Below are 24337 nucleotides of genomic sequence, written 5' to 3' on the forward strand. Positions count from 1 at the left end.
AAATTTATGAAAGCTATTATTAAATATTTATCCTCATATTTACCTGAAAATGTAATAACTAATTATGATTTAGAGAAAAAATTGGATACTAATAATGATTGGATAGTTTCAAGGACAGGAATAGAAGAAAGAAGAATAGCAGATAAAAAAGAAAGTACAGGAGATATGGCAATAAAGTCTTTGACAAAATTAAAAGATAAGGGAGCTGTAATAGAAGATGCTGATGCTGTAATAGTTGCTACTTCTACAAAATCATATACTTTTCCATCTACTGCGGGACTTATTCAAAAGGCATTTAATATAAAGAATTCATGTCTTGCTTTTGATATATCTGCTGCCTGCTCAGGATATATATATGCTTTAAATACTGCTGCTTCGCTTATAGAAAGCGGAGAATGTAAAAAGGTTTTAATAGTTGCTGCTGAAAAATGTTCGGATATACTTAATTGGGAGGACCGATCTACTGCTATATTATTCGGAGATGGTGTAAGCAGTGCTTTGCTTGAGGCTTCTGAAGATGATTCTAAAGGCATTATATCAACGGATATAGGCTCTGAGCCTAATGATGAAATACTTATAGTAAAAGGCGGCGGAAGTGTTAATCCTATTACAGAGAATAATGTTGAAGATAATACAAATACTATAACTATGGCGGGTACTGAAGTATTTAAAAAGGCTGTTACAACTTTTGATGAAACTATCAATAAAACGGTAAAAAATGCTGATTTAGATTTAAAAGATCTGTCTCTTATAATAACTCATCAGGCTAATACTAGAATAATGAATGCGGTTGCAAAAACTTTAGGTTTAGGCGATGATAAATTTTATATTAATATACAGAAATATGGAAATACATCTGCCGCTAGTGTTGGTATAGCTTTTACAGAGGCTTTTGAATCTGGTGCTATAAAGGAGGGCGATTATGTTCTTCTTACTGCTTTTGGGGCAGGGCTTACTTGGGGCTCTACTTTAATTAAATTTTAATTAAGAGGTTTTTTATGACATTATATGAATATTTATCTTCAGGATTTGGTAAGGCAGAAGATTTGAATTGTGCTGAGAAAATGCTTTACGGAGCTGATAAAGTTTATGAGCTTGGCATAAATAGAGATGATTTAAAATTGGCGGCTGGTTTCGGAGGTGGTATGGCTGTTGGTATAACCTGCGGTATATTAACAGGCGGAATAATGGCTTTTGCTAAGGCTTTTATAGCAGATAGAGGACATGAAGGTACTCTTTTAAAAGAAATAGAAGCAGAATATATAAATAAATTTAATGATAAAATGAATAGCATTAATTGCGATTATTTAGTTGAAAATTATAGACACCCTGAAAACGGATGCGATTATTTAATATTTGAAGCAGCTAAAATATTTGATGAATTAATGGAAAAATATAAAGATTATAGAAAGAATTAATTTTTAAGTTTTAAATAGTGAGTACATAATAATACTCACTATTTAAGACTTTAATTAATATTTTAAATAATATCACATATAGAATTGATAATATTTACTTTTTTTCTTTCTCTTTCGCTTAAAGGTGCATATTTGGATTTGTACATTATATCATTAGCAAGAACTATAAATTGTTCTTTAAGCATTTCAGCTGCCTCTTTAGGTGTTTTTCCTGTTGCTCTAATAGCTAAATCTTCATTGCCTATAACATAATGATCCTCTGCTATTTTTATCATATAACCTTTTAATGTTTTTTTGAAATGGAAATCATCTACATCATTAAAGTTTAATTCTATTTTTTGTTTTTGTGCCATTAATATATACCCGCCTTTTTTGCATAATCTTCATTAGTTAAACTAAATGTTTTTTGTGTGAATATAATATCATTGGTATTGAATGCATAAGGTACTTTACCTTTCAAACCGCTTACCCCATTTGATATAGCCTGATCTATAACTATATATAATTCTTCAGCATGCCTTTTTTGATATTTCATAACATCAGCTATAACTATTTCATAAGCAGTTTGTCTTGTAGGTGCTCCTGTATCTCCTATTATATAATAAGAAGCTCCATTTAAAGTATCTATCCATAAATAGTTTCCTTCTATATCATAAATCTCAAAATCTATTTTCACCTTTTGAGACCAAAAAGACATAGCAGATTCAGCATACATTACTCCGTCTACTTTATCAGCAAGTAAAGCTAATGTTTCTTCAGAAAGTCTATTAGTGGCAAGAGTGCCTGTAGCAGCAACATAGTTAGCTCCTAATATAGAATGATTTGGTAATTCAGCAAATTCTTTATTTCCTAAAGCCTCCTGCAAAGTTACTAGCTTAACCATTTCATTTTGTGAATTAAAATTACTAATGAAGCTATTTAATACAAAATCAGTGTATATTTCTGTATTTAAATATTTTAATCTGTCCCAATATTCATTGGTCATACTTTTTGGAAAAGTAAAAGAAGCAACTGCAATAGTTCTATTTTTATCTATTATATCATCTACTCTTACATAAGAGTATTTTGATGCACATGACACAATAATAAAAGATAATATTATCAATATAAAAAGAAAATTAATTTTATTGTTCATTATAATATATTTTCCTCTATTATATTATTATTTTGCTGATGCTGTTTCTTCTATTTCTTCTTTAACTTCAGTTTTTTTATTTTTTCTGTATTCTATTACCTGATTGATAGTAGATCTCACAGCATAATCTTTATCTGTAGAAACCAGCAAATTTAAAGATCTGTCAACTCTAGCATCATCATAATCTTTTAAAGCTTCTACAGCAGCCATTCTAACCCATTTATTTTTACTTGATAAACTATCTAGTATAGAATTTAAAAGCTCTTTAGCATTCATTCTACCCGCTACTTTTAGTCCTTCTATTTGAACCTGTAAATCTGTATCTGATATTGCTCTTTTTATTCTGTCAATAGCTTCAGGATTATTAGCATCTAATCTTCCAAGTCCTAAAACAGCCAAACATCTCACATTAAAATCAGGGTCTTCAACACTAGCACGGAGAAAATCACTGTAAGCAATATCGGCTTCTATTTTTCCAAGCACCCATATAGCTTCAGCACGAACTTCTCTTCCGCCGTTTTGAGCTGCATTAAGAACTTCTAATACAGTTTCTTCATCATCAGGATTCTTAGCAAGTTTTTGTTCTGCTTTATGTACATCTTCAATTCTTCTCAAAGTAACATCTTTAGCAGAGCATGAAAGAATAAGCATAGAACTTACCGCAAATATAAAAACAGCAATATTTTTCTTCATATTAAGATTTACAACCATTTACTTTTTAATTTGTTAATTTCTTCTTTAGCTTTTTCTATATTTTCTATAGAACCTTGAGCGAAAGTATCTTTTCCGCCTCCGCGTCCTCCTGCAGCAGCAATAATATCTTTTATAATATTATTTGCTGATAATTTTTTGTCTTTTAAAGCATTTCCTGTAATCTGAACAAGTATAGAGTTGGAAGAATCGGTTTTACTTATCATCACAGAAATACTATCTTTTACTCTTTCTTTTATAGTATCAGCATAAAGCCTTACTTCTTTTATATCTTCATTAAACTCCAAATTATAGAATCTAATACCTTTTAAATCTTCAAAATTATCCATAAATGAAACAGCAGAAGCACCTGAAGTTTTAAGCTGCTTAATTTCTTTTTGCAGTTTTTTTACTTCATTTTGCAAACTTTCTGCTCTTACAGTAAGCTCATCAGTTTTTGAAGCATTAAGTATATGAGCTAAATTCTTTACTTTGCTGAATAATTTACTAGCTTCATTAGCAGCCTTTAATCCTGTGATAGCCTCTATTCTTCTAACTCCGCTAGCCACAGAACCTTCACTAACTATATGGAAATAACCAACTTCAGATGTATTTGTCAAATGGCTTCCTCCGCAAAGCTCTACAGAAAAACCATTTCCTATATCGAGTATTCTTACAGTATCAGGATATTTTTCTCCAAATAAAGCCTTAGCACCGCAGGAAATAGCCTCTTCTTTAGGCATATATTTTATAACCGCGGGCATTGATTTAAATACTACTTCATTAACCTGATTTTCTATACTTATTAATGTATCTTCTGAAATTGAATCTGGGTGTGTAAAATCGAATCTCAAGTATTCATCGCTTACAAAACTTCCAGCCTGATTAACATGATTTCCAAGTGTAAGTTCTAATACTTTTTGAAGTATATGTGTAGCGGTATGATTTTTTCTTATAGCACTTCTTCTGTCAAAATTAACAAATAACTTTATTTCTTCTCCTACACTTAAAGAATTACCGCTGCAGTCTGCTATATGTATTATAGTATTTTCTTTCTTTTGAGTATCTATTATCTTTATTATTTCTTTTTTGCCGTTTTCTATATATCCGTTATCTCCAATCTGTCCTCCCATCTCTCCATAGAAAGGCGAAACATCTGTAATAATGACAGCATTTGAAGATGATGTTTTATCTTTTTTGGTATTATCTTCATATACAGCAACTATTTTTGCATTTACTCCGTTTATAAGATTATCAGTTTCCTCTCCGACATATTTAGTTTCATAATTTTCAACATATCCGAATTTAGACCTTTTATCTTCTCCAGTACCTCTGCTCCTTTTCTTCTGCTCTTCCATAGCTTCTTCAAATCCAGCCTTATCAACTGTAAATCCATGATCTGATGCTTCTTCTTCTGTTATATCTATAGGAAGTCCGTAAGTATCAAATAGCATAAATGCATCTTTGCCTGATATTACTTTACTATCTTTATTTTCTTCCATTACAGCATAAAGCTTATTCATACCGGCTGATATTGTATTTATGAATTTATTTTCTTCTTCCTTTAATATTCTTTTTACATTTTCTTCTTCTTTAGGAAGATAATCATATATTTCTTTATATACATTAACCACTGAAGATGTAATCTCATTTAGGAAAGCTCCCTTATGACCTAAATCGCTTGCAGTTTTCAAAGCCCTTCTTAAAAGTCTCCTAAGTACATACCCCCTGCCTTCATTAGAAGGAGTACAGCCTTCGGATATTACAAATACCAATGCTCTTAAATGATCTGCTATAAGATTTATTTTGGTTTTATTCTTATCATCATATTTAACATTTAGTTTTTTAGCTATTGCATCAACTATTGGCTTCATTACATCAGTTTGATAATTGCTTTCTACTCCCTGAGTAATATAGCAAAGTCTTTCAAGTCCCATTCCTGTATCTATACCTACATTCGGAAGAGGAGATAAGTTGCCGTCAGTATCCTGAAAAAACTCATTGAATACTAAGTTCCAGAACTCTAAATATCTCTCGCAATCGCATCCCACAAAACAATTAGGATTATCGCATCCCTTTTCTTCTCCCATATCAATATAAAGCTCACTGCAAGGTCCGCAAGCTCCGGAATCTCCAGCAGGTCCCCAGAAATTGTCTTTTTTTCCAAGTCTTACAATTTTTTCTTTAGGTACCCCTATATGCTCATTCCAAATTTTAAAAGCATCGTCATCTTTTTCATAAATAGAAACATATATTCTTTCAATAGGAAGTTTAATAACCTGAGTAGAAAATTCCCAAGCAAATTCAATAGCCTCTTTTTTGAAATAATCGCCCATAAAGCAGAAATTACCAAACATCTCAAAAAATGTATGGTGTCTTGCTGTTTTTCCTATATTTTCTAAATCAGAAAGTCTGAAGCATTTTTGTATAGTTGCCACTCTTGAATATGGGGCTTTTTTTATTCCGGCATAATAAGGTTTAAATTGAAGCATTCCGGCTGTTGTAAATAATAGGCTGGGATCGTCTATTGGTATAAGAGATGATGATTTCTCTATAGCATGCTTTTTGCTTTTAAAAAACTCTTTAAATTTTTCTCTCAATTCTAAATGTGTCATGATTAGCTACTCCTATTTTTAAGAACATTTATATATATGAAAATTTAAATTTTTATTGTCAAATAATATATTCCATTAATAATATATTAAATCAATTATGAATGCAAGTACAAAATACAAAAATAGTTAACATAATTAATATAATGTATTTAACATAAAAAAAAAGAATTGCAGATATTTACCTGCAATTCCTTTTTATTAACTTTTATTAAAGCACTATTCTATAATTATAACATAAGTCATTCTAGCTCGTTTTATAGTTATTGTAAAGGACTTATCATTACCATAAGATTTTACGAAGTTATCGTAATCATCAGTATTTGATATTGTTATACCATTAATAGCTTTGATAACATCTCCCGGTCTAAGTCCGTATTGATAGGCTTTAGAGTTCTGAGTCATATTAAGAACTACAACCCCTCTCTCATTGCTTCTTATCTGAAGTCTTTGAGATATTTCAGGAGTGATATTAGAAACATCTAAACCCATCCAAGAACGAGTGCTGCCTTGCGAATTATTCTGAGACTGTCTTGTAGGTACAACTTCATCATCTTCAACTCTAGCTTCTATAGTAATTTTAGTGCTTCTTTCTCTTCCATTTCTTAAATATTTAACATTAACCTCTTTTCCTACCTTAGTAGTAGCTACTTTATTGAATAAATCTCCTGATTTAGTCATTCTTTCACCATCGTACTCTATTATAATATCGCCGTCCTGCAAGCCTCCTTTTGCAGCAGGTGAATCAGGTATAACTTCGCTTACATAAACACCGCTGTTTTGCTTAACATTCAAACCTCTTGAAAGATTTTCATCAATATCTTGTAAATATATACCTAAATATCCTCTTGTAACTCTGCCATTTTCTTTTAAGTCAGTCATTACTGAAGTAGCAAGATTAATAGGAGTAGCAAATCCTATACCAATGCTTCCGCCTGAAGTAGAGTATATTAATGTGTTTATTCCTATAACCTGACCATGGATATTAAATAAAGGACCGCCTGAGTTACCCGGATTTATAGCAACATCAGTTTGTATATATCTTTGATACTTATTAGCACCGACATCGCTTCTTCCTTTAGCACTTACTATACCAAAAGTAACAGTATTATTAAGTCCGTAAGGGTTTCCTATAGCAATGGCAAACTCACCCGGCTCTATAGCATCACTATCGCCTAAAGCAACATAAGGGAAAGTTCTGTTTTCATCTTCTATTTTTAATAATGCTAAATCATAAGCCTCATCATAACCTATTAACTTGGCAGGAAGTTCTCCATCCTCTCCATATAGAGTAATCATAATTTTAGTAGCACCTTTTACAACATGGTAATTAGAAAGTACATATCCTTCTTCATTAATTATAAAACCGCTTCCTAAAGATTTTTGGCTTCTTCTTTGTCTAGGTACTTGATCACCGAAGAAAAATCTAAAGAATTCATCTGCATATCTGTCTTCTTGAGTATTACCTGCTTCTATTTCTGTAGATATATTAACTACAGCAGGCATGTTCTTATCAACTACATCTCTTATAGCATTTTCTACAGCTAAGGCTCCGTCTAATGAATCTTCAAAGTCTGTCTTTTCAGGTGCTGCCTGAGCATGAACTAAAAACTCATCTTTTTTATAATTTTTCTCATAAGAAAATATGAAAAAAGAAATAATTATGCCAACTAAAGTAAATGTAAGCCCAAGATTTAAAAAGAACATAAATGAACGTTTTTTTTGCTCCATGTACTCATAACCTCCGATTTAATGTATTTTTTATAGACTAAAATTTCAATAATTTGCCACAACTTTATTATAGTAAAAAAATATTAATTTTTAAATAAAAAACTTAAAAAAATAAAATCGAAAATTTTATATGAAGATTATTACCTCATTATTTGTAAAATTAAGAAACTTATATAATTTTATTCTGACAATTATTATCGTTTTAGTACATTTAATATATAATATAAACCTATGAAAAAAAACAAAGTAAAAAACTATTTATAATTATTGTTTTTATAAAAAATTTCAGGCTCTCCATTAGGTCTTGTATTCCATCTTGGATGAACCCAAAGCCAATTTTCAGGGTGTTTTGAGATTATTTCCTCCAATTTTTTTGTGTATCTTTGAACATTATGTTTTATAGTTTCTTCTTTAGTTTCTTTTTGTTCTATGTACATTATGTCATAAACTATTATTTTATGATGACCATATCTGTCAGGCAAACTATAAAGTATAGCCATTGGCGAACCTGTTTTCATAGCTATAGCAACAGGACCTACTGCTGTGGCAGCCGGATATCCAAAGAAATCTACAAAAATACCGTCTAAATAATTTTGATCGCATAAAAAAGCAACAGGCGAATTATTATTTAATACATGAAATATTTCCCTCAAATCGCCCCATCTTGATATACATTTCATACCTCTTTTCTCTCTCCAAGAACGCATATAAGCATCTAATTTCGGATTATCAAGAGGACGGAATATTACTCCGGGATTATATCCTTTGATAGCAAAATAAAAAGCTATATACTCCCAATTTCCTATATGTCCTGTAATAGCTACAATACCTCTTTTTTTCTCATTCATAGCTTCATCAAATTTGTCCTGACCTTCTATTTTTATTCTTTTTAATATTTGCTCATCTGACATTCTTGATGATTTAATAAACTCGGCAAAAGTCATTATCATAGATTTCATAGAACGTTTTGCAATTATTTTTCTTTCATGAAAACTTTTATTTGGAAATGCCTGTTTTAAATTAATTAAGGCAGTTTTTCTCACACCTGGTGCAAAATAGTACATTAAACTTCCTATAACCTTAGCAAATAATATTACTATAATGTACGGTGTAAATGCTATTATTTCCATCAATATACGAAGTGGAATATATTCAAGCATTACAACTTTTGGGGATTTATAAGCCAAAATAACCTCTTATATTTAATATTTTTAATCTTTATTTTCTTTTTCTTTATCTTCAAACAAATCTTCATCTTCTAAAGATTCATCAAATTCGTCATTTTCTAATTTTATTTCATTTGATTCTGATACATTTTCAGACTCATTTTCAGTATTAGAATTTGACTTTTCATCTTCAGAAGCCTGATTTTCATCATTATTTTCTATACTATTATTTTCATTATTGTCATTTTCTGCACTAGATACAGCAGCTTCAACATTATTAACACTCTCTGCTTTATCATTAGTGTCTTTTGCAGATTCAGTATTTACCTGTTTTTCTGCATTGATTGTATCTGATTCATCATCATCGCCTTCTATTAGAATACCTGATCCTGATAATTCTCCCTGTGTTATTAAGTAATTAAATCCGGATATAAAATAATATGCTTCTGTCAATGCTTTCATTACATTATATCCCTGTATTCTTTTTTTGGACTTTCCAATTTCTGCAGAGAAGGTTAGTATATCATTAGGGTTTTCTATTATTCTTTCTCTCTCTTCTTTATCTAATAATAATTTATCTAACTTCTTTTTGAAAGGTGATATTATTGATATAAATGTGTTTCTCAAGTTTTTAGCTAAATAAGAACGCTGACCGTTTTTATCTGAAAGCATTGAAACTCTCTGTTCAAAACGCATAGTTTTATCTTCTTCTACTTTATTTATTGTTCTGCAAAGTTCGCTGTATTCATTTAATCTTGAATTTGTATCTGATAATGATAAAAATATATTATTAAAATCATTTTTATAATCTGTTCTTACCTGATTATCATAAACTAAATTGTATTTAACCTTATTAGAAACAAAAACGGCAGAATATTCCCTGTCTAAAAAGTCTATTAATACTTTTATTCTATATATTTTATCTTTTACAGGTACAACGAAAAACGGATCTGCTTCATATTCTATATTGTTGTCAGATTTTTTGAATGATACGCATTTTTCTATTAGTTTTACTCCTATAGCCTCTACTTTACCCAATTTTTCTTCTTCATTATCTTTTTTCTTTCCAATATTTTCTTTAGCTTCTTCAATTTTAGTAGCCTGCAGTTTCTCTTTTTCTTTTCTTAATTTTGTATAATATCCTAATATATCTTCCTCTGTAATATTTAGATAACGATTAAAATCATTTATATTTTCTAATGATTCTTTAGAAGCATACTGTAAAAGGGACAATAGTTTAGGATAATATTTACTATATATCAAATCTACTGCTCTTTTAAAAGCGGATATTCTTGAGTTTACAATTCCTTTGCTTATATTATCAACCATAGCATAAGCAAACATAGCTTTTTCTCCGGCTAATTTTATTCTTGAAGAATAAGTATGAAGTATATAAAGCGGTCTGAACATAGCTTTTATTTCTTTTACATAACTTTCAGCTATAACAGTGCTGTTTAATTCTTTATATGGTCTTAAAAAGTTTTTATATACATTTTCATTATACTGATCTTTTATTCTTTCTAGTAATTCCAAATCATCTAAAGTTTTAGCAAATTGAGAGATTACTTTTTCATGTTTAGCTTTAGCATCTATATCAGAAGCTTCACTAGGGTTTAAAGCATTAAATATTAAAGTATCCATTTCTAAAAGTGCAGATATAACATTTTTATCTATGAAGTTTAAGAATTTAGGATTAACATTTCCGCCCATTAATGTGATTACACCGGAACTTAAGGCATTAAACCATAATTTAATATTAAAAAATAATCCGTTATTTTTTTTATTTTGAGCAGTTCCTACAGCAGAAGAAGTTTTAGAATTTTTATCTTTACTGTCGCTTTTGGTACTATAATTGTTTGAACCTTTGGAATTTTTATTATTATTTCCTCCTACCAATGTATTTTGGCTTTTTTTTGATGATCCGACAAGTATATTATCTCTTTTTTTATCTGCTACTACCTCACCGCCTGCATCTACAAATTTATTAAATAAATCTTTTCTGGCATCTTTATTAAGTTCATCTAACTTTAGTCTGTCTCTAGTGTTATCTATATCGCCCATAAATAAAACTCCCTAAGTATATATTATAAGTATATTATTTGCTTTTATGTATTATAGTAGCACTTCCTTGATTTTCTGCCATTATAGTCATGCTTGAAATTTGTACATGACTTTTTCTAGTTAATACATACTCTATATTATCGGCTATATCTTCAGCATATAAAGGATTAAATCCTTTGTATACATTATCCGCTTTTTCTTTATCGCCTTTAAATCTTACAGTAGAAAACTCTGTATTAACGGCACCAGGCTTTATATTTGTTATTTTCACAGGCTTGTCAATTAATTCTACTCTCAAGCTATCTCCGAACATTTCAACGAAAGATTTAGTTGCACAGTATATAGCACCTCCGCTATAAGCCTCATCAGCAGCAGTAGATGAAAGATTTACTATATGGCCATGTTTACTTTCTAATATGTATGGAAGCAAAAGTCTTGTTAATACTATTAAGCCCTCGCAATTAACTCTAATCATTTGAAGCGAATCTTCTATGGGATTATTATAATATAAGTCTTTACCTAGAGCTAAACCAGCATTATTTATAAGTATATCTATTTTTTTCTCTTCATCTTTAAGAGAATCTACAGCTTTTACTATATCTTCAGGTTTGGAGAAATCTAATTTTATTACTTTTACTTTTACATTATGATTTTTTTCTAATTCATTTTTTAAAGCCTCAAGTTTTTCTATTCTTCTTGCAGCCAATATAAGATTAACCCCATTAGAAGCAAGCATTTTAGCTACAGCTTCCCCAATACCTGCACTTGCACCTGATACAAATGCAATTCTTCCTTTAATATTTTCTATATACATAATTCATTCCTTTTGTCATTGATAATAAAAATTATTTGCAGATTATGTCTGCAATTATATGTAAAATCATTATTAATTATGAGTTTCTACCATTCCGGCAACATCTTGGGCAGTATACTGCATACCAACCTCATTAAGATATTTTGTGATTAAGGCATCTACCTGTTTTTTTAAACCTTTAGAATAAAGCTCCATAACCACAGTACAATTTTGCTGAGAATCCCATTGAGTTTCTACAACAGAAGCTCCTCTTATTCTTCCGGCAACTCTTTCTTGTATAACATACTCATCTATCATGCCTTTTTCAGTAGAGCTTAAAGATTCTATATAAGAACCAACAATTCTTGATACAATTTTATTTTTAGCATCCAATTCAGCTGCTTGTTTGGAAGTAAGTTCTCTCCTGAATTTATCATCTGAATCTATATCTTTTGCAGGAGAACCCATTCCCATTACCCTGAATGTATCGTCATTAATCCAACCTTCCGGTCTTGTCTTGCTTACACCGCTTCCGCATGAAATAACTAGCAGTGAAAACATTAATACAATAATAAATAATTTTATAAATTTCATATTTAATCCTTCCTAATTTTATTTTAGTATTATATATTTTGAATACTATATTGCAATAGCATAAAAAATAATTTTTATTACCATGCAATATAAATATAATAAAAATAGCTGTTTTAATAATTATCTATCAACATTTTTAACTAAAAAAATAATAAAGGCTCCCATTAAGGAGCCCTCACTGTATCTTATTTATTATTATTATTCATAAGTTCTTACCATTCCAGCAACATCCTGAGCTGTATATTGCATTCCTACTTCATTAAGGTATTGAGTTACTAAATTATCCATTTGTTTTTTTAGATTTTTTGAATATAATTCCATAACCACAGTACAATTTTGCTTAGAATCCCATTGAGTTTCTACAACAGAAGTACCTCTTATTCTTCCTGCAACTCTTTCCTGTATAACATACTCATCTATCATGCCTTTTTCAGTAGAGCTTAAAGATTCTATATAAGAACCTACAATTTTAGCAGCGATTTTATTTTTAGCATCCAATTCAGCTGCTTGTTTTGCTACTACTTCTCTTCTGAATTTATCATCTATATCATCTGATGGAGATCCCATACCCATCACTCTAAATGTGTCATCGTTAATCCAGCCTTCTGGGTGGCTTTTGCTTACACCGCTTCCGCATGATATTATAAATAATACTAGAGAAATAGAAATAATAAAGCTAAATATTTTTCTTATCATATATTATAAACCTCCTAAAGTAATGATATTCAAATTTATATGCGATTATATACCTTTAGAAGTATATTGCAATATCTTTTATAATATTTTTTTATATTATAATTGACATAAAATAAACATTATATATAATTATTAATCGAAAGTTATTTTAAAATCATAGAGGAACAAAAAATGAAATTAAAACATACCATCAATTTCATTAAAAAACATACTGTAGCTGTATTTGTAAAAGTAGAGAAAGAGCAGCTTAAAGTATGTTCATTTAATGAAGAGTATATAAAGTTATTTAATGATTTGGTAAAAGATAAATATTATAATACTTCTACTCCTTTTGCTTTTGCTTTTGCCAGCAATACCAGAGTAATTTATATAACATATAAAGAAGTAAAAAATTATATGTATGAAACTTGGAAGAATGCCGGTGCTTCATTAGTTAAGATAATGAAAGATTTGCATATAGATGATATAGAAGTGGATATGGCTGAATTATTTGCTGAAATAGCTTCTGAAGAATCATATGTTCAGTTTTGTTTGGGTATACTTCTTTCCTCTTATAGTTTTGATAATTATTTAGGTGATAAAAGATTAAAAGAACTAGCCAATATTAAAAATATACTTTTAGTTTCTGAGCATAAAAAAGATACTGAAAATGCTATATCTAAAGCTGAACAAATAGCAAACAGCGTATTTTGGGCAAGAGATATGGTTAATGAGCCTAGCAATGTTATAAATTCTTTGACATTTGTAGATAGAGCTAAAAAACAGGCTGAAAGCAGAAAAATAAGTACTTCAGTTCTTACTGAAAAAGAATTGAAAAATCTTGGTATGAATGGAATATTAGGGGTTAATGCCGGAAGTAAAAATCCTCCTAGAGTATTTGTTGCCCAGTACAAAAAAGCTAAGGCCAAAAAACATATATTATTGGTAGGAAAAGGTATTACTTTTGATACAGGCGGAATGATTTTAAAACCTAGTACTAGTATGCTTGGTATGAAAGATGATATGGCTGGTGCTGCTGCTGTTTGCGGGGCTTTATTTTTAATATCTGATATGAATTTAGAGGCAAATGTTACAGTAATATGCCCTTTAACAGATAATAAAACAGGAAGTGCTGCTATAAACCCAGGCGATATATTAAAAATGTATAATGGTGTTACTGTAGAGGTAGTTAATACAGATGCTGAAGGAAGACTTATACTTGCCGATGCTTTGGCTTATGGAATAAAAAAATATAATCCAGATTTTGTGATAGATATTGCCACTTTAACAGGGGCCTGCTCAATAGCTTTAGGAAAACATGCTTCAGGACTTATGTCTAATGATGCTGCTTTATCAACTGCTTTAAAAGATGCTGGGGACGATACTTATGAGAGAGTATGGGAATTTCCTATGTTTGAAGAATATAAAGAAGATATAAAATCTGATGTTGCTGATATAAAAAATTCAGGCGGAAGATATGCCGGAGCTATAACCGCCGGACAGTTTTTATCCTATTTTACAGAAGGAGCAAGATGGGCACATTTAGATATAGCAGGTACTGATATGAGTGATGTAAATGTGAAATATATATCTAAAGGTGCTACAGGAGTAGGTGTATATCTTCTCGCTAAAACAGTAGAAAAACTTGTTGATATAGATAAGTTTTAATTATTAAATATTAATTTTTATTAGTTGTTTATAAAATAATCATAGTGTTTTTATAAAATGCTATGATTATTTTTTTATAATATTGTTATTATGTTCAATGTATTATATATGATAATTAATTATAAAATAAATATAAAAAAATCAAATTAGTTTTTAGTTTCTACTTGAAATTATTTGTGTAAAATGTTATAATGAATATTCAAATTAGATAAAAATGGGAGTGTATATGCCTTCAGGAAGAAAAAGACTTCGTCAAAAGATGGCTACGCATAAACGCAAAAAACGTTTACGCAAAAATAGGCATAAGAAAAAATAATATAAAATAACATTATACATATTAATGTTTTTCATCTCTTAATATTTATGTTTTTAATTGGAATAATAGTATGGCAAGCAATGTTAAAACTGTCATAGAAGTATGTGTAGGACTTCATTGCTCTATGAAAGGTGCTTATGCCCTTTTGGAAGCTATTCGTTCTCATTATGATTTAAAAATAGGAGTGCCGTCTTCTGATGGTATGCTCCTTAAAGAGATGGAGTGTATGCATAATTGCCATAATGCCGTACCTGTCCTTATTAATGGTATGGAATGTACAAAATCGTCTTTTAAAAGTATTATTAAGTATATAGAAGCTATACATGTAAGAAAAAGATGAAAAAGTTTGTACTGCATAGTGAAAATAATATAACAGATATCCAGTCATATAAAGATCATTTCGGAGATTATTTAAATCTTCAAAAAATAGCTAATTCTTTTTTTGAAGATTTAAAAGAATATACTATATTTAAAAGAGATATTACTCAAAGCTCTATATATCAATTATTAACCGACGGAAATATTAAAGAAGATTTTATACTAATCAATGCTGCTTCATTTGACTATTTAGTTTTTAAAGATAAATTTCTATTAAAAAATAATCCGCATCTCATATTAGATGGTTCTGTTCTTATAGCTAATATTTTAAATATTAAAAGAATAGATATAATATTAAAAGATTATTATTTGGAAGAGAGAGATATTATATTAAAAGCTATAGTAGAGGCAGAGGATTCTAATTTTGTCAATGATATAGAAATAAATATATACGATGAATATGCTTATTATAATAAATATAATATCAGACTTACACCTTCTTTTTTAGAAAATAAAAAATATGTATTTGATTTAGAAACTGTATCTCAAATTGCATACTTGGCACATATCGGAGGATTTACTTTTAAAAATTATGGAAACGGAGATTATAAGGGTAGTTTTATAGTTTCAGTTACAGGTGATATTATAAGTCCGAATTTGTATGAATTTGAAATGCATACTCCTTTAAAAAATATTCTCAAAGCATCAGGTGGAACAGTTAAGGAGTATAGTATAAAATGTGTATTTACAAATGGTTTTTTGAATCCTCCTATAGATTTTGATACTTTTCAGAAAATGACTTTAGATTATGAATGTTTCGGAAGTTATAATATGAAGCTTGGAAATGGGGGATTATGTTTTATACAAGAGGACAGATGTATGATAAGGGTTGCTGTAAAAATAATTCAGTTTGCTAAAAGTGTATCATGCCGAAAATGTTCTCCTTGTCATTACGGATTTGATTTATGCGAGTATTATATTAATAGAATGCTTTTGGGATATTCTAGTTTTGATGATTATTCCAATCTAAAATCGGCTGCTGAAATGATTAAAATAGGGGCTTCATGTTTATATATAAGAAGTATAGCTGACTGTATATTAGCTGTTATGGAAATGTTTAAAGATGAGTTTATTTATTTGATAGAAAATAAAATAACATTATATAGTTTTGTAAAAAGTTAAAGATTTTTATAATTTTATATTAGAGGTTTTATTGAATGATAATAAAATTTAATGTTGATGGAAAGACTGTATCATCTCAGAAAGGATATACCATACTTCAGGCACTGTCCTACATCAATATAGATATACCTCATTTATGCTCTTATAAAATAAATACTACAAATACTTTTGGCAAGAAAAATAATATTCTAAGATGTAAATTATGCTTGGTTAAAGTAAAGAAGAAAAATGAAAATAATTATTCTTATAGATATGCCTGCGATGAAATAGTGGAAAACGGAATGAGTGTTTTAAATGAAAAAGATGATGATATTATAAATTATAGAACTTCTTTATTAAAGGCTATACTTTATATGCATGAGCCTGTATGTGAAAGCTGTAAAGCTGATTATGTTTGCAATTTAAAAAAGTATTTAGATATTTATAATGTTTCTATAGAGGCTTCTCCAAATGCTTTTAATAAAAATGATATTAATCTAATAGAATTAAAGAATATCGTAGAAAAAATGAATCTTCCAGATTTTATAAAAGCAAATTTTGAAAGATGTATTAACTGCGGTATATGCGAGGATTATAAAGTTATAGACGGATATAATTCTATGATAACAGATTTATGTCCTACTCATGTATTTGATGTTCAGAGGAATATAGATAATAAAATCGATGATGATATAAGTACAGTAAAAACTATAGAGAGTTTTTGTATAGGATGCAATTATCTATGCGATGCCAAGTACAGCTATATAAGACACAGCATAAAAGATATATCATCCCCTAAGGGTAAAAAATACGGATTATGTGATTACGGCAGGAAATTGGATTATTATTCAAATAATACATTAGAAAAGCCTTTTTATAATGGAATGCAATGCGAATTCAATGAGGCTAAGGAGCTTTATCATAAATTTATTAATGATATTGAAGCAGAAGATGTATTGGCTGTAAATTCAAGTATGTATCCTATTGAAGACATTAGGGCTTTTAATGAATTTATTGATTCTTTGGGAATAGAAAATCTAGTCTTTAAAAAGAATATAATGGCTACAAATTCAAAAAATATAAGGGATAATTATACAAATATTAATGATTTTTCCATAAAAGAGATTAGAGCTTTAAATGTAAATTTAAAGCATTCTATATTTGACGATAATATTATATATAATGGCAAATTTAAAAAATTTATTATAGTAGGCGATTCATTAGATGACAATGATAATATGATTGATTTTTCTAAGAAGAATAAGGGAAATTATATAGTATTCAGCCCGAATTTTTCTGTTTTGGCTTACAATGCTTATTTAAGTTTTCCTATATCCTATCTTGGAGAGTTTGAAGGGCATTATATAGATAATCATGGTAAGGTAAAAGAGATGAATTCATTTTTAGAAAAGAATAAAAATCGTATGAGTTTAAGAGATTTGTTAAAATATTTGTATTTATAATGATTTTGTATATACTAAAATATATAGAGTTTATATATTAATTATTATTTTTTATTATTGCTAATAAAAGTTATTATTTCCTATGTATAAAAAAGGAGAGGTATTTATGGCAAAAACAAGAGATGAGATACTCCAAAATAGTAATAAAAAATATGATATTATCATTGTAGGCGGCGGAGTTATGGGGGCTACTATAGCATTAAAGGCTTCCAGGGTAGGGCTTGCCGTTTTATTGCTTGAAAAGCATGATTTTGCTTTTGGTTCTTCTTCCAGAACTTCTAAAATGCTTTCGGGCGGATATAATGATATGAGCAGTAAGAATTTAATGTATACAATTCATAGGGTGAGAGAAAGAAATAACCTTATGTATAAGGCTTCAGCTTCAAATTTTGGTATTATAAATCCTATATATGAACATAGCAGAACGGGTCTTTTTAGAGAAGAGCTAAAGACAATATTATATGATGCATTTTCTTTGTTTGGAAAAACTAAAAAGCATAAATCTCTCAGCAGAAATGAAACTTTGGAGGACTTGCCTGATTTAATAAATAATGATGTTATAGCATCTATAGAATATTATGAGGGTTCGTTAGATGACTCAAGATATGTCATAGAGCTTCTTTTGAAGGCAGAGGAATTTGGGGCTGATATATTAAACTATTCTGAAGTTAAGGCTTTTGAATATAATCAGAAAGAAATAGAAAATGTAGTTTTTACCGATAGAGTTACAGGAAGAGTTCATACGGCAAGTGCTAAAACTATATTAGTGGCTGCGGGGGCTTGGGGTCATAGTATAAGTTCTATGCTTCCTAATGGAAATTTTGAAGATAAGCTGGTTTATGTTAAGGGAAGTCATTTAATTATAGACAATGATTTGATTCATATAAATAAATCGGTGATTCTTCCTAAAATAAAATCAAGACCTAATGTATTTTTAATGCGTTGGAAAAATAATACGATCATAGGACCTACAATCAAAAAAAATACTCATGATTTAGATTGTATATATACTACAAGCGATGAAGCTGAATATTTGCTTGATATATATAATACTTACTTCAGCTCTATTGTCAATAAAAATCATATAATAACTACGCAGTCTGGAATGATGCCTCTTAATTCTTCGCAGGTGAAAATACATGTTCATCCGCAGTATAGATTATTTTTAGTTGAAGGAGGAAATTTTACAACTTCTTCCTCTGTTTCTATGAAAGCATTAGTAAAAATGTATGGCAAGCCTTATAAATGGTTCAGCACTCAGAAGGTTATTAATAATAAATTTGAAAAAAATACTGAATTAGTTTTGAATGAAAATTTGGTTAAATTCCTTATAGATTATTTCGGATCTGTTAATCTAATTTTAAAATTAAATGAGCTTTGTAAGAATGATTCATCTCTTTTAGTAGAAGTGGGACTTGATTATAGAATTAATAGAGGACTTATAAAATATTTTATAGAAATAGAACATGCTATTCATTTAGACGATATTATGATGAGGAGACTTAGGTTCATATTGACAGAAAATGACTGCGGCACTTTAATTTCCGAGCATATAGCTGAAGAAATGGCTAATATACTTAAATGGGATAAAATCAGAACTGAATGGGAAATAAAAAGATACAGAACAGAGATTAAAAGAACGAGAGTAGGGCTATTTTAATTTAGCTTTGTATCAAATCTTTAAATCCTCTTAATATATTAAGACCTGTATTTCCGCTTTTTTCAGGGTGAAATTGTATGCCGTATACATTGTCATTTTTTACAATGGCTGGTATTTGCACATCATATTCACTGTCGGCTATTATACTATCATCACAGTATTTGCCGTAATATGAATGCACAAAGTATACATATTCCATATTATTAATATATTTAAATATTTTATCCTCTTTTTTTATATTAAGATTATTCCAGCCCATATGAGGTACTTTTAAATTTTTATTCTGCAAATCTTTCTCTATAGGGCATATACTTCCTTTTATAAGTCCAAGCCCATTATATTCGCCGTATTCATAGCTCTTATCAAAAAGCATCTGCATTCCTAAGCATATTCCTAAAATTAATTTTCCTTTTTTGGCTTCTTCTATGATCGTTTTTTTTAGAGTGCCTCCATTTCTTTTTTCAAGTTTTGCCAAAGCATCTCTAAAAGCTCCTACTCCAGGAAGTATTACAGCATCAGCATTTTTTATTATTTTCTCATCATCTGTAAGTTTGGCATCTATTCCTACATATTTGAGAGATGACATAAGAGAAAATAAATTTCCAACTTCATAATCTATTATAGCTGTCATATTTATATCCTAATAAAATTTTTTATACCTTGAAGCATTATACTAAAATAAAATATAAAAGTCAAAGTATTATTTGAACTTTAATTATTATTATTATTTTCAAGCATTCCCTTTGTAGATAAAACTTCATTTTTGTATTTCTCGTCTATTTCACAGGCCTGAGCTATGGCTCTTGCTGCACCTTTAAAAATAGATTCTATTATATGATGAGTATTTTCTCCATATAAAGTATTTATATGCAAAGTAATATTCATAGAATTAGTAAATGCAGTAAAAAATTCTTTAACTAGTTCAGTATCGAAATCTCCAACTTTTTCATGTTTTAAATCACTATTAAAAATTAAATGACTTCTTCCGCATATATCAACAGCAGTTAAAGTTAAAGCCTCGCACATAGGCATGCTGAAATTACCGTATCTTTTTATTCCTTTCATGTCTCCAAGTGCATTAGCAAAACATTTTCCCAAAACGATTCCAACATCTTCAACTGAATGATGATAATCAATATGAATGTCTCCATCGCATACGGTTTCTAAATCGAATCTTCCATGTCTTGCAAACAGATCAAGCATATGATCCAAAAATCCTACTTTTGTATTGTTTTTATATTTTCCTGTGCCGTCTATATTTAATTTAATTTTTATTTTTGTTTCGTTAGTATTTCTTTCTATTTCTGATGTTCTCATCTTATAATCTCCTAAAATAAAAATTTATTTTGATAATAATATAATTATACTTTCATTTTTTTGCAATATTTATATAATTCTTTAATATAATTTTTTGGAGATATGATATATGGGTACTTTAGAGAATCTTGATATTAATGATTTTAATAATTATGTTTCAAAAATGAGTAAGGAAGAGGTAAGAGATAAGGTTTATAAAGATAAAAATATAGAATTGGCTATAAAAGATGGAGTAGAAAATTATTTGGATTTTACCATTTTAAAAATGTATTCTAATAATGCTTCTTGTGATTATGAATATACAAATAATTATACTATTATAACTACAGAAATATTTAAAGAAGGATATGTTATTTCAGATATTCATATAGATGTTACTATGATAGTATATGATTATATGAATAGAGATGATAATAAAAAAGAGAGGTATATTGCTTTAAATAAAACATATCTTATGGGACTTAATCTTAAATTCTTCTTAAAAAATATAGATGAAGATATAGAAGATATTGAAGTGAGATATTTTAATATTTACGGAGTTAGAGACAATCTTGAAAACTAATAATAAATATATTTTATTTATTATTTTTATTATTTATTTTCTAAATAAACTCTATTTTAAAGTTTTATACTAATTTAAAATTCTATATTAATAAATCTTAATGCTCTTTCTGCAGCATTTTCTACTAAAGAACTTGTATTTGCAATAGATTCCTCAAGCGTCATAGCTTTTGTACATAAAGGCATTATGGATTTAATACCCAAATCATATACTATTTCTGCACCCTCTCTTATTTCGCCAACTATTGCTATTACAGGTATATTGCAGGCTCTTTTGGCCACACCTACAGGAACTTTTCCTTCTTTAGTCTGTCCGTCAATAGCACCTTCTCCTGTTATGATAAGAGAAGCATCTTTTATTTTATTTTCAAAGTCTATTATATCAAGCACCGCATCTATACCGCTTTTTAACTGAGCATTACAAAAGGCAATAAGCCCTCCTCCAAGTCCTCCGGCAGCTCCTGCTCCTTCTATATAGTCTATTTCTTTGCCAAATTGTTCTTTTACAATTTTTGCTATATTTTTAAGACCATTATCTAGTATATCAAAACTTTCATTAGTAACACCTTTTTGTTTTCCATATACTGCTGTAGCCCCATTTTCTCCGTAAAGAGGATTTTTTACATCGCATGCCGCAGTTATTTTTATATCAAATATTCTCTTATCAACATTGCTGTTGTCTATATATGCAGTTTTTATCATATTTTGAGCTACGGCTTCAAGCTCATTATTATTTTTATCAAAGAACCTATATCCCAAAGCATTAGCCATTCCAATTCCGCAGTCATTAGTAGCACTTCCGCCTATGCCTATTAGTATTTCTTTAATATTATTATTAATAGCATCTTTAATAAGTTCTCCCGTACCATAAGTAGAATATTTTAAAGGCTCTCTTTTTTTATCGTTTATTAGAGTAAGTCCTGACGCTTCAGCCATTTCTATAACTGCTTTATCTTTATTTATTATTCCGTATTGAGCTTCTATAATTTCCCCTTTGGGATTTCTAACATTTATTTTTTTGGTATGTCCTCCAGCAGCATATAGTATTGATTGTACAGTTCCTTCTCCTCCGTCTGCAACAGGTATTTTCTTTATATCAGCATCTTTAATAACTTTTAATACCCCCTTTTCTATGTAATTGCAAACTTCTAAACTGCTTGCACTTCCTTTAAAAGAATCAGGTATTATTATTATTTTTTTTATATTCATAGACTTTTCCTTAAATACAGAATATTAAATATATGTTTTAAATTATGTTTTAAATATAATATATTAATTTTAATTTTCTTTTTCCTTGTTTATTATATACAATAAATATTGAAAAAATTGTGTTTATCATACAATGTAAACACATATTATTTTTATATACTTGATATATAAATAAAAGGAGGCATTATGCAAGGCGGTTTACTAATAATATTTTTTATTGTATGTATAATTTTAATGATATTTGCAATATCAAAATTAAAAATACATCCATTTTTATCAATTATGGGTGTATCTATTCTTTTTGCTTTTATTTCTGGGATATCATTAAAAGAAATACCTAGTATAATTGGAAGCGGTTTTAGCGGTACTTTTACTAGTATAGGTATAGTAATTATTTTGGGGGCTTTAATAGGAACTGTGCTTGAAAAAACAGGAGGAGCATTAAAACTTTCAGATATGGTAATCAAAGTAGTTGGTAAAAAAAGACCTGAACTTGCAATGATTATCATGGGCTGGATAGTTTCGATACCTGTTTTTTGCGATTCTGGATTTGTTATTTTAAACCCAATAAAAAAAGCATTGGCTAAAAGAACAATGGCATCTTCTGTTTCTATGAGTATAGCACTTTCAGCAGGTTTATATATTTCGCATGTATTTATACCGCCTACTCCGGGACCTATAGCAGCGGCTAATTCTTTGGGTATAGGAAATCATTTGCTTATGGTTATAGGTATGGGGGTTGTATGTTCTATATTACCTCTAGTATCCGGATACTTCTTTTCTAAATATATAGGTAAGAAAGTAAAATCAACAGATGAAATATCAAATGATGAAAATGTTAAAAGCTATGAGGAGCTTGTGGCAAGCTATGGTAAATTGCCGAATGGTTTTTTAGCTGTATCTCCTATTTTAATACCTATTATATTAATGGCTTTATCTTCAGTATTTACTATGGCAAAAATAGAAGGCAGTATTTCAATATTTATACAATTTTTAGGTACTCCTATAATAGCTTTGGCTGTGGGTCTTATATTTTCTATTATTACATATTTTTCTCAAAAGAAGAATATGAAAGATTTAGAAAGTTTTTATGATATTACAAATGATACTTTAAAAGTTGTAGGTCCTATACTTTTTGTAACAGCTGCAGGCGGTGTTTTAGGTAAAGTTATCTCTTCTTCTAGTTTAGTTAAGTTTATTACAGATAATGCAGCTTTATTTGAAAGTGTAGGTATTTTCTTTCCTTTTATATTATCTGCTATATTAAAAACAGCTCAAGGTTCTTCTACAGTTGCTTTAACTACTACAGCTGGAATATTAGCACCTTTAATGGGGGCATTGGGTTTAGATACGCCTATTTTATCAGCATTAACAGTTATGGCTATAGGTGCCGGAGCTATGACAGTTTCCCATGCTAATGATAGTTATTATTGGGTTGTTACTAATTTCAGTTCTATAAAAGCAGAGGATGGTTATAAAACGCAAACTTTAATGACTTTAGTAATAGGTATTGCGGGAATAATTAATGTGTTTATAGTTTCATTGTTTTTTTAATAAATTTATATTTTCTATACTTCTATAAATATATACCTAGCTTCTACTTTATATAGTATTGGCTAGGTATATATCATATTTTAAATTATAAATATTTTTTTGTTTTTTTGTATATATAAAGTATAATAATATTGTACCAGACTTTTTGTAGTTAAAGCTCTGTTATAAACTAAATATCATTTATATTTTCAATTCTAAAACAGATGCTTTGCAGCAAATCTAGGTAAAATATTAA

22 protein-coding genes are annotated in these 24337 nt (G+C 29.1%); 9 read left to right on the forward strand and 13 right to left on the reverse strand.

Annotation, left to right across the window (positions count from 1 at the left end; translation table 11 throughout):
- The first annotated feature begins 6 nt into the window (after positions 1 to 6).
- Positions 7 to 984: a beta-ketoacyl-ACP synthase III gene (locus tag A966_RS02605; protein ID WP_008722225.1), complete on the forward strand. Its 978-nt coding sequence runs from the start codon at positions 7 to 9 to the stop codon at positions 982 to 984.
- A gap of 14 nt (positions 985 to 998) precedes the next feature.
- Positions 999 to 1418, forward strand: a complete 420-nt coding sequence (locus A966_RS02610) for a C-GCAxxG-C-C family (seleno)protein (protein WP_008722227.1) — start codon at positions 999 to 1001, stop codon at positions 1416 to 1418.
- 62 nt (positions 1419 to 1480) lie between these two features.
- On the opposite strand, the gene A966_RS02615 is transcribed toward A966_RS02610, so the two are convergent.
- The 10 genes from A966_RS02615 to A966_RS02660 all read right to left on the reverse strand — a co-directional run bounded on the left by A966_RS02615 (position 1481) and on the right by A966_RS02660 (position 12896).
- Positions 1481 to 1771 carry a hypothetical protein gene (locus A966_RS02615; protein ID WP_008722233.1) on the reverse strand — a complete coding sequence of 97 codons (291 nt, stop codon included), beginning with the start codon at positions 1769 to 1771 and terminating at the stop codon, positions 1481 to 1483.
- Positions 1771 to 2553, reverse strand: a complete 783-nt coding sequence (locus A966_RS02620; RefSeq protein ID WP_008722235.1) for a hypothetical protein — start codon at positions 2551 to 2553, stop codon at positions 1771 to 1773. The genes A966_RS02615 and A966_RS02620 overlap by 1 nt, the downstream gene beginning before the upstream one ends.
- Before the next feature lie 27 nt (positions 2554 to 2580).
- A complete protein-coding gene (locus A966_RS02625) occupies positions 2581 to 3246 on the reverse strand; it encodes a HEAT repeat domain-containing protein (protein WP_039955504.1) in 666 nt (221 codons plus the stop codon).
- 8 nt (positions 3247 to 3254) lie between these two features.
- Positions 3255 to 5858 (reverse strand): alanine--tRNA ligase, encoded by a 2604-nt coding sequence (gene alaS, locus A966_RS02630; protein ID WP_008722239.1) that lies wholly within the window; start codon positions 5856 to 5858, stop codon positions 3255 to 3257.
- 216 nt (positions 5859 to 6074) lie between these two features.
- Positions 6075 to 7586 carry a Do family serine endopeptidase gene (locus tag A966_RS02635; protein WP_008722242.1) on the reverse strand — a complete coding sequence of 504 codons (1512 nt, stop codon included), beginning with the start codon at positions 7584 to 7586 and terminating at the stop codon, positions 6075 to 6077.
- A gap of 254 nt (positions 7587 to 7840) precedes the next feature.
- The gene (locus A966_RS02640; protein WP_008722244.1) at positions 7841 to 8773 is read right to left on the reverse strand and encodes a lysophospholipid acyltransferase family protein; all 933 of its coding nucleotides are present in this window, start codon (positions 8771 to 8773) and stop codon (positions 7841 to 7843) included.
- A 24-nt stretch (positions 8774 to 8797) separates the two neighbouring features.
- A complete protein-coding gene (locus tag A966_RS02645) occupies positions 8798 to 10813 on the reverse strand; it encodes a hypothetical protein (protein ID WP_008722247.1) in 2016 nt (671 codons plus the stop codon).
- A 34-nt stretch (positions 10814 to 10847) separates the two neighbouring features.
- Positions 10848 to 11627: an SDR family NAD(P)-dependent oxidoreductase gene (locus A966_RS02650; RefSeq protein ID WP_008722250.1), complete on the reverse strand. Its 780-nt coding sequence runs from the start codon at positions 11625 to 11627 to the stop codon at positions 10848 to 10850.
- 72 nt (positions 11628 to 11699) lie between these two features.
- Complete coding sequence (locus A966_RS02655) at positions 11700 to 12200, reverse strand: hypothetical protein (protein ID WP_008722252.1); 501 nt, start codon at positions 12198 to 12200, stop codon at positions 11700 to 11702.
- A gap of 198 nt (positions 12201 to 12398) precedes the next feature.
- Positions 12399 to 12896, reverse strand: a complete 498-nt coding sequence (locus tag A966_RS02660) for a hypothetical protein (RefSeq protein WP_008722254.1) — start codon at positions 12894 to 12896, stop codon at positions 12399 to 12401.
- A 171-nt stretch (positions 12897 to 13067) separates the two neighbouring features.
- On the opposite strand from A966_RS02660, the gene A966_RS02665 reads away from it, so the two are divergent.
- The 5 genes from A966_RS02665 to A966_RS02685 all read left to right on the forward strand — a co-directional run bounded on the left by A966_RS02665 (position 13068) and on the right by A966_RS02685 (position 19461).
- Complete coding sequence (locus A966_RS02665) at positions 13068 to 14543, forward strand: leucyl aminopeptidase family protein (protein WP_008722255.1); 1476 nt, start codon at positions 13068 to 13070, stop codon at positions 14541 to 14543.
- A gap of 386 nt (positions 14544 to 14929) precedes the next feature.
- Positions 14930 to 15199 (forward strand): NAD(P)H-dependent oxidoreductase subunit E, encoded by a 270-nt coding sequence (locus A966_RS02670; RefSeq protein WP_008722260.1) that lies wholly within the window; start codon positions 14930 to 14932, stop codon positions 15197 to 15199.
- On the forward strand, positions 15196 to 16359 hold the full coding sequence (locus A966_RS02675) for an NADH-ubiquinone oxidoreductase-F iron-sulfur binding region domain-containing protein (protein WP_008722262.1): 1164 nt from the start codon (positions 15196 to 15198) through the stop codon (positions 16357 to 16359). Before A966_RS02670 ends, A966_RS02675 begins: the two co-directional genes overlap by 4 nt.
- 35 nt (positions 16360 to 16394) lie before the next feature.
- Positions 16395 to 17801, forward strand: coding sequence for a 2Fe-2S iron-sulfur cluster-binding protein (locus tag A966_RS02680; protein ID WP_008722264.1), 1407 nt, complete (start codon positions 16395 to 16397; stop codon positions 17799 to 17801).
- A 106-nt stretch (positions 17802 to 17907) separates the two neighbouring features.
- Complete coding sequence (locus tag A966_RS02685; protein WP_008722266.1) at positions 17908 to 19461, forward strand: FAD-dependent oxidoreductase; 1554 nt, start codon at positions 17908 to 17910, stop codon at positions 19459 to 19461.
- A gap of 1 nt (position 19462) precedes the next feature.
- Here A966_RS02685 and hisH read toward each other — a convergent pair whose 3' ends face one another.
- Together hisH and hisB are read right to left on the reverse strand one after the other, a co-directional pair.
- On the reverse strand, positions 19463 to 20092 hold the full coding sequence (hisH, locus tag A966_RS02690; RefSeq protein WP_008722268.1) for an imidazole glycerol phosphate synthase subunit HisH: 630 nt from the start codon (positions 20090 to 20092) through the stop codon (positions 19463 to 19465).
- A gap of 80 nt (positions 20093 to 20172) precedes the next feature.
- Positions 20173 to 20778 carry an imidazoleglycerol-phosphate dehydratase HisB gene (gene hisB, locus A966_RS02695; protein ID WP_008722270.1) on the reverse strand — a complete coding sequence of 202 codons (606 nt, stop codon included), beginning with the start codon at positions 20776 to 20778 and terminating at the stop codon, positions 20173 to 20175.
- Between the two features lie 109 nt (positions 20779 to 20887).
- Between hisB and A966_RS02700 the strand changes: the two genes are divergently transcribed.
- Positions 20888 to 21340, forward strand: a complete 453-nt coding sequence (locus tag A966_RS02700) for a hypothetical protein (RefSeq protein WP_008722272.1) — start codon at positions 20888 to 20890, stop codon at positions 21338 to 21340.
- Positions 21341 to 21414: 74 nt separating this feature from the next.
- Here A966_RS02700 and A966_RS02705 read toward each other — a convergent pair whose 3' ends face one another.
- Positions 21415 to 22542, reverse strand: coding sequence for a glycerate kinase family protein (locus A966_RS02705; protein WP_039955507.1), 1128 nt, complete (start codon positions 22540 to 22542; stop codon positions 21415 to 21417).
- A gap of 192 nt (positions 22543 to 22734) precedes the next feature.
- On the opposite strand from A966_RS02705, the gene A966_RS02710 reads away from it, so the two are divergent.
- Positions 22735 to 24102 (forward strand): GntP family permease, encoded by a 1368-nt coding sequence (locus A966_RS02710; RefSeq protein WP_008722276.1) that lies wholly within the window; start codon positions 22735 to 22737, stop codon positions 24100 to 24102.
- The last annotated feature ends 235 nt before the right edge of the window (positions 24103 to 24337 follow it).

The organism is Brachyspira hampsonii 30446 (genome assembly GCF_000316195.1).
GTDB classification, from domain to species: domain Bacteria; phylum Spirochaetota; class Brachyspiria; order Brachyspirales; family Brachyspiraceae; genus Brachyspira; species Brachyspira hampsonii_C.

Coding starts and splice junctions, on each gene's coding strand:
- A966_RS02605 (WP_008722225.1), top strand. CDS start 7: ATGAAAGCTATTATTAAATATTTATCCTCATATTTACCTGAAAATGTA.
- A966_RS02610 (WP_008722227.1), top strand. CDS start 999: ATGACATTATATGAATATTTATCTTCAGGATTTGGTAAGGCAGAAGAT.
- A966_RS02615 (WP_008722233.1), bottom strand. CDS start 1,771: ATGGCACAAAAACAAAAAATAGAATTAAACTTTAATGATGTAGATGAT.
- A966_RS02620 (WP_008722235.1), bottom strand. CDS start 2,553: ATGAACAATAAAATTAATTTTCTTTTTATATTGATAATATTATCTTTT.
- A966_RS02625 (WP_039955504.1), bottom strand. CDS start 3,246: ATGAAGAAAAATATTGCTGTTTTTATATTTGCGGTAAGTTCTATGCTT.
- alaS (WP_008722239.1), bottom strand. CDS start 5,858: ATGACACATTTAGAATTGAGAGAAAAATTTAAAGAGTTTTTTAAAAGC.
- A966_RS02635 (WP_008722242.1), bottom strand. CDS start 7,586: ATGGAGCAAAAAAAACGTTCATTTATGTTCTTTTTAAATCTTGGGCTT.
- A966_RS02645 (WP_008722247.1), bottom strand. CDS start 10,813: ATGGGCGATATAGATAACACTAGAGACAGACTAAAGTTAGATGAACTT.
- A966_RS02650 (WP_008722250.1), bottom strand. CDS start 11,627: ATGTATATAGAAAATATTAAAGGAAGAATTGCATTTGTATCAGGTGCA.
- A966_RS02655 (WP_008722252.1), bottom strand. CDS start 12,200: ATGAAATTTATAAAATTATTTATTATTGTATTAATGTTTTCACTGCTA.
- A966_RS02660 (WP_008722254.1), bottom strand. CDS start 12,896: ATGATAAGAAAAATATTTAGCTTTATTATTTCTATTTCTCTAGTATTA.
- A966_RS02665 (WP_008722255.1), top strand. CDS start 13,068: ATGAAATTAAAACATACCATCAATTTCATTAAAAAACATACTGTAGCT.
- A966_RS02670 (WP_008722260.1), top strand. CDS start 14,930: ATGGCAAGCAATGTTAAAACTGTCATAGAAGTATGTGTAGGACTTCAT.
- A966_RS02675 (WP_008722262.1), top strand. CDS start 15,196: ATGAAAAAGTTTGTACTGCATAGTGAAAATAATATAACAGATATCCAG.
- A966_RS02680 (WP_008722264.1), top strand. CDS start 16,395: ATGATAATAAAATTTAATGTTGATGGAAAGACTGTATCATCTCAGAAA.
- A966_RS02685 (WP_008722266.1), top strand. CDS start 17,908: ATGGCAAAAACAAGAGATGAGATACTCCAAAATAGTAATAAAAAATAT.
- hisH (WP_008722268.1), bottom strand. CDS start 20,092: ATGACAGCTATAATAGATTATGAAGTTGGAAATTTATTTTCTCTTATG.
- hisB (WP_008722270.1), bottom strand. CDS start 20,778: ATGAGAACATCAGAAATAGAAAGAAATACTAACGAAACAAAAATAAAA.
- A966_RS02700 (WP_008722272.1), top strand. CDS start 20,888: ATGGGTACTTTAGAGAATCTTGATATTAATGATTTTAATAATTATGTT.
- A966_RS02710 (WP_008722276.1), top strand. CDS start 22,735: ATGCAAGGCGGTTTACTAATAATATTTTTTATTGTATGTATAATTTTA.